The organism is Muribacter muris (genome assembly GCF_001038205.1).
In the GTDB taxonomy this organism is placed as follows: domain Bacteria; phylum Pseudomonadota; class Gammaproteobacteria; order Enterobacterales; family Pasteurellaceae; genus Muribacter; species Muribacter muris.
This window is the reverse complement of record NZ_JWIZ01000082.1, coordinates 1-5,136: the sequence shown is the minus strand read 5'-3', so window position 1 is coordinate 5,136 and position 5,136 is coordinate 1. Positions and strand designations below refer to the sequence as shown.

The 5,136-nt window shown below is 46.3% G+C and carries 6 protein-coding genes; 5 read left to right on the top strand and 1 reads right to left on the bottom strand.

Annotated elements, in window-relative coordinates; all coding sequences use genetic code 11:
* From RO21_RS10630 to ccmI, 4 genes are all read left to right on the top strand, one after another.
* On the top strand, positions 1-479 hold a 479-nt coding region (locus tag RO21_RS10630; RefSeq protein ID WP_047977762.1), incomplete at its 5' end, for a DUF1287 domain-containing protein.
* A 12-nt stretch (positions 480-491) separates the two neighbouring features.
* Positions 492-1,043, top strand: coding sequence for a DsbE family thiol:disulfide interchange protein (locus RO21_RS10625; protein WP_047977761.1), 552 nt, complete (start codon positions 492-494; stop codon positions 1,041-1,043).
* Positions 1,043-1,501, top strand: coding sequence for a cytochrome c-type biogenesis protein (locus RO21_RS10620; RefSeq protein ID WP_047977760.1), 459 nt, complete (start codon positions 1,043-1,045; stop codon positions 1,499-1,501). Before RO21_RS10625 ends, RO21_RS10620 begins: the two co-directional genes overlap by 1 nt.
* A gap of 2 nt (positions 1,502-1,503) precedes the next feature.
* Positions 1,504-2,388, top strand: coding sequence for a c-type cytochrome biogenesis protein CcmI (ccmI, locus tag RO21_RS10615; protein WP_047977759.1), 885 nt, complete (start codon positions 1,504-1,506; stop codon positions 2,386-2,388).
* A 77-nt stretch (positions 2,389-2,465) separates the two neighbouring features.
* Here the strand turns inward: ccmI and RO21_RS12990 are convergent, their stop codons facing one another.
* Complete coding sequence (locus tag RO21_RS12990) at positions 2,466-2,639, bottom strand: hypothetical protein (RefSeq protein ID WP_157019782.1); 174 nt, start codon at positions 2,637-2,639, stop codon at positions 2,466-2,468.
* A 1-nt stretch (position 2,640) separates the two neighbouring features.
* Between RO21_RS12990 and RO21_RS10610 the strand changes: the two genes are divergently transcribed.
* Positions 2,641-4,497 carry an SLC13 family permease gene (locus RO21_RS10610; protein ID WP_047977758.1) on the top strand — a complete coding sequence of 619 codons (1,857 nt, stop codon included), beginning with the start codon at positions 2,641-2,643 and terminating at the stop codon, positions 4,495-4,497.
* Positions 4,498-5,136: the final 639 nt, after the last annotated feature.

Here is a 5,136-nt window from a genome sequence, read left to right as displayed (position 1 = left end):
CCCGAAAGCAGATTGGGGTAACGAAGTATTACGATCCCGCCTATTCTCGTTTGGACTATCCGATGGGCGATGTTGAGCCGGTTAAAGGCGTGTGTACGGATGTCGTCATTCGTGCATTGCGTGCGCAAAAAATAGATTTGCAGCAGCTCATTCACGAAGATATGCGCAAGCATTTTCGTCTTTACCCGAATAAATGGCAGTTAAATGCGCCAGACCGCAATATTGACCACCGCCGTGTGCCTAATATCCGCACATATTTTCAGCGGCAAGGCTATACCGTTTCAACAGGGGACTATCTTGCCGGTGATATTGTAACTTGGGATCTTGGTCGCCATTTGGTGCATATCGGGATTGTATCGGATCGCAAAACGGCGGACGGCACGCCACTGATTATTCATAATATCGGGCGGGGAACGCAAGAAGAGAATATTTTGCATCGGTTTAAGATTACCGGACATTACCGCTTACCAAATCACTAATTGAGAAAGAGAATGAAGACAAAACTGCTGTTACCTTTGATTATCTTTTTAGGCTTGATCGTTGCGTTTATCGTGCAGCTTCAACGTAATGCGAACGGCGATGATCCGAAAGCATTGGAATCCGCATTGGTGGGCAAAACCGTACCGGATTTTCAGTTAGAATCCGTGTTGGACGCGAATCAATTTCTGACGACGGATGTCGTCAAAACCGGCTCACCCCGTTTGTTGAACGTGTGGGCAACGTGGTGTCCGACCTGCTATGTCGAGCATCAGTATCTCACCGAACTGGCAAAACAGGGGGTCGAGATTGTCGGGATTGATTATAAAGACGAACGAGCCAAAGCCTTGAAATTTCTACAACAGTACGGCGACCCTTACAAAGCGATTATTTATGACCCGAAAGGTTCGTTAGGCTTAGATTTGGGCGTGTATGGTGCACCGGAAACCTTTATTATTGACGGCAACGGTAAAATTCATTACCGCCACGCCGGCGATGTTAATCCAACTGTTTGGCGTGATACATTAAAACCGATTTATGAAGGCTTAAAACAGAGCAACCCATAATGAAAAAAATCTTAATTCTGCTATGTTTTTATGTGCCGAGCGTATTTGCCGCCATAGAAACCCATCAATTTGATACGCCGCAGCAAGAGGTGGATTATCGCAGTTTGATTCAAGAATTGCGCTGCCCGCAGTGTCAAAATAACAATATTGCGGACTCTAATGCCACGATTGCGACCGATATGCGCAACAAAACGTTGGAACTGTTGAAGCAGGGTAAACGCAAAGAGGAAGTGGTTGAATATATGGTGGAACGTTACGGTCATTTTGTTACCTACGATCCGCCGCTCACACCTGCGACCCTGTTGTTGTGGCTGATGCCGCTGTTGTTGATCGGAATCGGTGCATTGGTACTGTTTAAAGGCAAAAAGTCGGCGGGACAAGCGGTCGAAAACGCACAAAATAGTGCAAAAATGCCCGATCAGGATCGCTTAAAACAGATTTTAGACGAAAAGGAATAATGATGGCGTTTTGGATAATTGTCGGGGTGATGACCCTGATCCTTGGGGGCATTGCATTTTACCCCCTGCTACGCAAACCGAGCGACTATTCACAGCAAAAACGTGATGCGTTAAATAAGGCGTTCTATTTTGACCGTTTGCAAGAAGTGGAACAAGAGCTTGAACAGGGCAAGATAGAAGATGCCGAACAAGCCAAACTGGAGTTACAGCAGAGCTTATTAGACGATATTCCCGCACAAGCATCGCCCGCAACGGTATCTAAAAGCCACTGGGGTAAGGCAGGCTTTATTGGCTTGATTGCCTTGATTGGCGTGGTGGGCGGCGGTGTCTATTGGCAGGTCGGCTCGTGGTTTAGCGGCACAATGTTGGAGAAAAGCTATCAAAAACTGGATTATTTTTATGAGAGGATTAAATCTGAAGAGAGCGATCCCTTATCCGAGCAAGAATTAAACCAATTTGCGATGGCGTTACGGGTTGAACTGCAAAAAACGCCGCAGGACGATAAAAGCTGGTTTATGCTGGGGCAACTCGGTATGGCGTTAGATGACGGGCAATTAGCGTTGGACAGTTTCGCCAAAGCCAGCCAGTTACAGCCAGACAATCTGCAATATAAGTTACGCTACGCGCAGGTATTGCTTTTTTCCGCTGATCCGAAAGATAAAGAGCAGGGCGAAAATGTGTTGAAAGAGGTGATACGGGTCGATCACACCAATGTGGAAGCCTTGAGCTTGCTCGCCTTCAATGCTTTTGAAAAAGAGGATTACAAAATGGCGGCAATGACGTGGGGAATGATGTTGAAGTTGATGCCGGAAGATGATTCCCGACGCCCGACCATTGAACGCAGTATTCAATCTGCATTGGCAATGGAAAAAGATAACGCAAAATAATTTAGACGGTGGCGGAGTGCCACCGTTTTTTATCCGCTTTGCAATGTTGCCTCAATGCTTGAAACGGATAATTAATGTCAAAAATTACCTTGTTTCAAAAAGCGATAAATGCGCAGTGATGTGCCGACACTGCCTTCAATTGCGATTTCGGTGTGTTTGCGACACAAGATTGCAAATTTTTGATCAAAACCGCCCGCTTGTTGTTGAAAAGTCGTTATAATTTCATCACTTTTAGCCTGTCTTTTTTGCATTATGCCAACTTTATACTCGATATTGCCTGATTTTTTACTCTCCCCGCTTTTTTGGGTGCTTGCCCTGTTAATCTTTGCCGTGTGGCAGTTTATCCGCAATAAATGGCGAATGGATATTGTCGCATTACTGGTGATTACCCTGCTCAGTTTAAGCGGCATTTTAACCGTCAATGAAGTGTTTGCCGGACTGAGCGATCCGAATGTGATTTTGATTGCGTTACTGTTTATTGTCGGCGAAGGCCTGGTACGAACGGGCATTGCCAATCAAGTGAGCGAATGGCTGATGAAGGTGGCGGGTGCAAATGAGGTGAAGGTGCTGATTTTGCTGATGCTCTCGATTGCAGGCTTGGGATCGTTTATGAGTTCCACAGGGATTGTGGCGATTTTTATTCCGGTGGTGCTGGCGATTTGCCACGGAATGGGGATCTCTCCGAAACGGTTGATGATGCCGCTCAGCGTTGCCGGCTTGATTAGCGGAATGATGACCCTAATCGCAACGCCACCGAATTTAGTAGCGCATTCCGAATTGGTTAAAGCCGGTTTTGACGGGCTGAACTTTTTCAGTTTCACCCCAATTGGCGTGGCAGTGTTGATCTTGGGCATTGGCTATATGCTGATTGCCCGCAACTGGCTGGATAACGGTGAAATCGTGCAGACCGAGCATAAGGGCGCTTCCATTCAACAACTGATTGAAGCCTATCAGCTACAAGGGCGGGCGAAAATGGTTGTGGTCGGGGCGGATTCCGAGTTTGTCGCCAAAACGATTAACGAGCTGAATTTACGCCACCAGTACGGGCTGAATATTATCGCTATTCAGCGGGTCAAACGGCTACGCAGCCTTGTGTTACCGGCTTACGGCACGACCACGATCAACCAAAAAGATATTCTGTTGATGGATCTCAGCGCCGAAGTGGATAATTTCGAGCAGCTCTGTACGCAATTTGGCTTACGCAATGTAGCGTTAAAAGGCGACTATTTTTCCGCCCACAGCAAGTCGGTGGGAATGTCGGAGTTTTCGATAATGCCGGAGGCGGAGAGCCTCGGCAAAACGATCAGCGAGCTGAAGTTCCGCTCGGTATATGGCTTGAGCGTGGTCGGGCTAAAACGAGACGGCAAAGTACTACAAGAGAATATGATCGACATTCCGCTAAAATTTGGGGACGTTTTGTTGGTAATGGGGGAGTGGAATCAGCTACTCAAAATGGCTAACGACAAGGATTTTTTCTTGCTGAACGAACCGGAGGAGAGCAAATATGTTGCACCGGCGATCAGCCAAGCGCCGCACGCCCTGTTTTCCGTGCTGACAATGGTGGTGCTGATGATTTCGGGGATTGTGCCGAATGTGATTGCCGCGCTGATCGCCTGTTTAATGCTGGGCAAATTCCGCTGCGTAGATATGAAAAGTGCTTACAACGCTATTCATTGGCCGAGCATTGTCTTGATTGTCGGAATGATGCCGTTTTCGATCGCGCTGCAAAAAACCGGTGGGATAGACTGGGTGGTTGGTGTCTTACTGGAGATTATGCAGGACTTGGATATCCACTTTATGCTGATCGTGCTATTCTTATTTACGGCGGTGATTAACGCCTTTATTTCCAACACCGCGACTGCGATTTTGGTGATGCCGATTGCGATAGCGATAGCCCAGCAGCTACACTATTCCCCGGTACCCTTTGCGATGATTGTTGCAATTTCCGCGTCGTCTGCGTTTATTACGCCGGTTTCTTCGCCGGTGAATACAATGGTACTTGCTCCAAGCGGTTACAAATTTATGGATTTTGTCAAAGTCGGCGTACCGTTTATGCTGCTGGTGATGTTGCTTTCAGTGTTTCTTGTACCGATGCTGTTTCCGCTTTAAACGCAAGCGGTCGGTTTTGGCTTCTGCTAAATCTCCCCTAGCCCGTCTTTGCAAAAGAGGGGAACTCGTTTTGGGGAAGTGAGCTATCGACATTCTGCAAAATGATATTTCAGATGAACGAGTATTTACTTCTGCCAAATCCCCCCTAACCCCTCTTTGTGAAAGAAGAGAATTTGTTTTGGGGAAGTGAGAAATCGACATTCTGCAAAATGGTATTTCAGATGAACAAGTATTTCTGCTAAATCTCCCCTAACCCCTCTTTGTGAAAGAGTGGAACTCGTTTTGGAGAAGTGAGCTATCGACATTCTGCAAAATGGTATTTCAGATGAACAGGTATTTTTGCCAAATCTCTCTAATCCTTTTTGTGAAAGAGGGGAACTCGTTTTGGGGAGGTGAGCTATCGAAGTTCTGCAAAATAGTATTTCAGATGAACAAGTATTTATGACAGATCTCCCCTAGCCCCTCTTTGTGAAAGAGGGGAACTTGTTTTAGGGAAGTGAGCTATCGAAGTTCTGCAAAATGATATTTCAGATGAACAAGTATGTTAATGATCATGCAAAAATGCGCCAGGCTGATGCAGTAAGATCATCGAAAAGTGATCCACTGCATCTTTTGATAAACTCCTTGTTATTTAAACAG